This is a genomic window from Mycobacterium sp. (assembly GCF_019243155.1).
Taxonomy (GTDB): domain Bacteria; phylum Actinomycetota; class Actinomycetes; order Mycobacteriales; family Mycobacteriaceae; genus Mycobacterium.
This window is the reverse complement of the sequence record NZ_JAFAUS010000441.1, coordinates 1-4498: the sequence shown is the minus strand read 5'-3', so window position 1 is coordinate 4498 and position 4498 is coordinate 1. Positions and strand designations below refer to the sequence as shown.

General features: G+C 66.5%; 5 protein-coding genes. 3 read left to right on the top strand and 2 right to left on the bottom strand.

Going from position 1 to position 4498, the window contains the following annotated elements:
- The first annotated feature begins 102 nt into the window (after window positions 1-102).
- Together JOZ00_RS22755 and JOZ00_RS22750 are read left to right on the top strand one after the other, a co-directional pair.
- Window positions 103-642 (top strand): isochorismatase family cysteine hydrolase, encoded by a 540-nt coding sequence (locus JOZ00_RS22755; protein WP_293348387.1) that lies wholly within the window; start codon window positions 103-105, stop codon window positions 640-642.
- Window positions 643-665: 23 nt separating this feature from the next.
- Window positions 666-1520 carry a Sir2 family NAD-dependent protein deacetylase gene (locus JOZ00_RS22750; protein ID WP_293348385.1) on the top strand — a complete coding sequence of 285 codons (855 nt, stop codon included), beginning with the start codon at window positions 666-668 and terminating at the stop codon, window positions 1518-1520.
- Here the strand turns inward: JOZ00_RS22750 and JOZ00_RS22745 are convergent.
- Window positions 1517-2782: a cytochrome P450 gene (locus JOZ00_RS22745; protein WP_293348382.1), complete on the bottom strand. Its 1266-nt coding sequence runs from the start codon at window positions 2780-2782 to the stop codon at window positions 1517-1519. The genes JOZ00_RS22750 and JOZ00_RS22745 overlap by 4 nt on opposite strands.
- 103 nt (window positions 2783-2885) lie before the next feature.
- Between JOZ00_RS22745 and JOZ00_RS22740 the strand changes: the two genes are divergently transcribed.
- The gene (locus JOZ00_RS22740) at window positions 2886-3536 is read left to right on the top strand and encodes a TetR/AcrR family transcriptional regulator (protein ID WP_293348379.1); all 651 of its coding nucleotides are present in this window, start codon (window positions 2886-2888) and stop codon (window positions 3534-3536) included.
- 8 nt (window positions 3537-3544) lie between these two features.
- On the opposite strand, the gene proB is transcribed toward JOZ00_RS22740, so the two are convergent.
- On the bottom strand, window positions 3545-4498 hold a 954-nt coding region (gene proB, locus JOZ00_RS22735), incomplete at its 5' end, for a glutamate 5-kinase (RefSeq protein ID WP_293348376.1).

Below are 4498 nucleotides of genomic sequence, written 5' to 3'. Positions count from 1 at the left end.
GCTACGCGGACAAACCCCTGGCTGTAAGCGTTGTAAAAGTCCATCGCCCTTCCATTGTCGCCTTAGCTGTGTCAACAAGTATTCGCCGGGTATCACCCCAGCATGAGTGACACCGCCGTTTTGGTCGTCGACATGATGAACAGTTATGAGCATCCCGACGCTGACACATTGATACCCAACGTCGGCAGGATCATCGATCCGCTGGCCGATCTGGTCCGGCGGGCACGCGAATCCGATGACGTGGACCTGGTGTACGTCAACGACAATTACGGCGATTTCACCGCGCAGTTCTCCGACCTGGTGGATGCCGCGTGCAACGGCGCACGGCCCGAGCTGGTGGACCCGATCGCGCCGGTACCGGGCAGCCGCACCGTCACGAAAGTCCGCCACAGCGCGTTCTACTCGACACCGTTGGCGTATCTGCTCAACCGTCTCGGCACCCAGCGGGTGATCATGACCGGACAGGTCACCGAGCAGTGCATCCTCTACAGCGCTCTGGACGCCTACGTACGCCACTTCCAGGTGGTGATCCCCAGGGACGGCGTCGCCCACATCGACGAGGAGCTGGGCAAAGCGGCGCTGATGATGATGGAACGGAACATGTCCGCCGAGATCACGACGGCAGCGGACTGCCTCAAATGAGCGCGATCCGTACCCTCGAATAGGTGATCACCCGCAGCGCAGAAGCACCCGAGCTGGTCGCGCTGCTGGCCGGCCGGCGGGTGGCGGTGTTAACCGGTGCGGGAATGTCCACGGACTCCGGAATTCCCGACTACCGGGGGCCGGATTCGCCGCCCAGCAATCCCATGACCATTCGCCAGTTCACGTCGGACCCGGTGTTTCGGCAGCGGTACTGGGCGCGCAACCATGTCGGCTGGCGGCATATGGACGACACGCTGCCCAACGCCGGCCACCGGGCGCTGGCCGCGCTCGAAGACGCCTCGGTGGTGTCCGGTGTGATCACCCAGAACGTCGACCTGCTGCACACCAAGGCCGGCAGCCGCAACGTGATCAACCTGCACGGCACGTACGCCGAGGTGATCTGCCTGAGCTGCGGCCACACGCTGAGCCGGGTCGCGCTGGCCGAACGACTCGAGGCTCTCAACCCCGGATTCATCGAGCGCGCCGAGGCGATTGGCGGGCTGGCGGTGGCTCCCGACGCGGACGCGTTCGTCGCCGACACCGCCTCGTTCCGCTACCTCGACTGCCCGCGCTGCGCGGGAATGCTCAAGCCCGACATCGTCTACTTCGGCGAAAGCTTGCCGAAAGAAATTGTGGACCAGGCGTATTCGCTGATCGATCGGTCCGAGGTGCTACTGGTGGCGGGCTCGTCGCTGACCGTGTTCTCCGGCTACCGGTTCGTGCGTCATGCGGCGGCCCGCGACATTCCGGTCGCCATCGTCAACCGCGGCCGCACCCGGGGCGATGACTTGGCCGCCGTCAAGGTCGACGGCGGATGCTCCGAATTGCTGGCTCTGCTCGCGTCGGAGCTGACCGGAGACCTGACGCCGTTGCCCTAAAACGTGACGGGCAGGCTGCGCACGGCGTGGATGAAATTGCCTGCCACGAAAGCCGGTTCGCCCGCCTGAATGCCGGGCAGCTGATGCAGCAACTCGGCGAAGATGGCGCGCAGTTGCGCGCGGGCGACGTGCGCACCGAGGCAGAAGTGCAGTCCGCCGCCGCCGAAGCCGAGGTGCGGGTTGGGATCACGGCTGAGGTTCAACCGCTCGGGGTGGTCGAACACCTCGGTGTCCCAGTTGCCCGAGGAATAGAACATCACCACCTTCTCCCCCGCCAGGATCAACTGGTCGCCGAGTTCGAAATCCGTTGCGGCCGTGCGGCGGAAGGTCATCACCGGGGTGGCCCAGCGAATGAATTCCTCGACCGCCGAGCCGATCCGGTCCTCGAAAGCCGCCAGCAGCCAAGCCCTCTGGTCTGGAAAGTCGGTGAGCGCCTTCATGGCATGGCTGGTGGTCTGACGGGTGGTGTCGTTACCGGCCACGGCGAGCAATACGAAGAACGCGGCCACATCCGCGTCGGACAGCCGGTCGCCGTCGACCTCAGCGTTCACCAGGCTGCTGAACAGGTCGTCGCCGGGGTATTCGCGGCGCGACGCAGCGAGCGAGTTGGCCACCTGGTGCAGATACATCTGGTTCTCCACCAACACTTCCAGCGGGTTGCGACCGTTGAGGTAGTCCGGGTCGGCGTAGGACACCAGCGCGTCCGCGGCGTGCGCCACCTGCTGGCGCTCGGACTCCGGTATCCCCATCATGTCCGACAGCGTCCGGATGGGAAGTTCCTTGGCGCACTGCTGAACGAAGTCGGCGCCGCTGCCGGCGGCCCGCAGCTCGTCGACGATGGTCTTGGCGTTCGATTTGATCGAGTCCTCGATCCGGCGGACCTGCCTGGGGGTGAACGCGGCCTGGGCAAGCTTGCGCAGCTTGCTGTGTCGCGGCGGGTCCATCGCCAGGAACGACTGCGACGCCTCGAGCAACTCCACGGGAATGTTCTCGAACATCACTCCATGGCCGGACAGGAAGACCTCGTTGTTGCGGCTGACCGTGGCGATGTCGGCGCGGCGGGTGACGGCCCAGTAGCCGGGGTCGGCGGGGTCGTGCATCAGGGCGTCTTCGACCGGCGGATGCCAACTGACCGGACGCTCGGCCCGCAGCACGGCGAACGAACGTTCCCGGTCGGCCGCGGTCGTGGACCAGAACGCCCGCGAGGACAGATCGATCGCATCGTAGGCGCGGCTGCCTGGTTTACCGGTCGTCACCGTCATCGTTGCTCCTCCCGTCGCGTATGACCCCAGTCACACTGGACTCGACGATATGCCTAGACACTATGTCTAGTCAATATGTCTGCCCATCGGCTATGCTCTGCGCATGCCATCGGTAACGCGCAAACCGCAAGGTCAGCGTGGGCTGGGCCGCGAGCAGCGGCGCGAGCAGATGGAACGTCGCCTGCTGGACGCGACCGAGCGGCTGATGCGCGAGGGCGCCAGTTTCACCGAGCTCAGCGTCGACCGGCTGTCGGGCGAGGCCGGCATTTCCCGCGCGAGCTTCTACATCTACTTCGAAGACAAGGGCCACTTGTTGCGGCGGCTCGCCGGGCAGGTATTCGGCGACCTGGCCGATGCCGCGCAACGCTGGTGGAGCGTGGCCGGCCGGCGCGACCCCGATGATGTCCGCGACGCGATGACCAACATCATCGCCAGCTACCGGCGGCATCAGGCGGTGCTGATCGCACTCAACGAGATGGCGGCATACGACCCGCTGACGGCGGAGACCTACCGGAACCTACTGACCGGCATCTCGCAGCGAATGACCCGCGTCATCGAGGACGGCCAGGCCGACGGCTCCATCCACGCTGGGCTGCCCGCGCCCACCACGGCAAGCGCGTTGACGTGGATGGTCGAGCGCGCCTGCCAGCAGAACCTTCCGCAAAACCCACCCGACTACGATTCCGAACTGGCCGCCACGCTGGCCGAAATCATTTGGCGCACACTGTATCTGGAGTCAATGTCGCCGCACTGACGCCGGTGTCACACCGTCACCAGATCGTCAGCGTGCACGACGGGCCGGCGTAGCTCGCCGGGCAACTCTGACGTCGACCGGCCCATCATGGTGGAAAGCTCGGCCGCGTCGTAGCTGACCACGCCGCGGGCCACCATCGTCGTTTCCGGCCCGCGCAATTCGACGACGTCCCCGGCGTAGAACCGGCCGGACACCGCGGTGATGCCCGCGGGCAGCAGCGAGCGGCGGTCCCGCACCACCGCGCGCACCGCGCCCTCGTCGAGCATCAGCGCGCCGGATGCATCGGCGGCATAGCGCACCCAAAAGCGGCGCGCCGACATGCGATCGGGGCGGGCGGCGAACACCGTGCCGACCGAGGCGTCGGTGAGCGCGGTCGCGGCGTCGGTTGCGGCGGCCAGCAGCACCGGCACCCCTGCGTCGGCGGCCAGCAGCGCCGACGACATTTTCGACGCCATGCCGCCGGTGCCCAGGTCGCTACCCGGGCCCGCAATCACGCCATCCAGATCCGCCACCCCCGACACCTCGGGAATGAATCTCGCGCCCTTCGCTTTTCGGGGATCGGAGTCATAGAGGCCGTCGATGTCGGAGAGCAGCACCAAAGCCTCGGCACCCACCAGATGAGCCACCAACGCCGAAAGCCGGTCGTTGTCGCCGAACCGGATCTCGTTGGTGGCCACCGTGTCGTTCTCGTTGACGATCGCCACCGCGTGCAGCGCGCGCAGCCGGTCCAGGGTGCGCTGGGCGTTGGTGTGCTGGGCCCGCATCGAAATATCCTGCGCGGTCAGCAGCACCTGCCCGACCGTGCGGCCGTACCGGGCGAAGGCCGCGCTCCACGAGTTCACCAGCGCGACCTGCCCGACGCTGGCCGCGGCCTGCTTGGTCGCGAGATCCCTAGGGCGACGGGATAATCCGAGCGGCTCGATACCGGCGGCGATCGCACCCGAGGACACGATGACGACGTC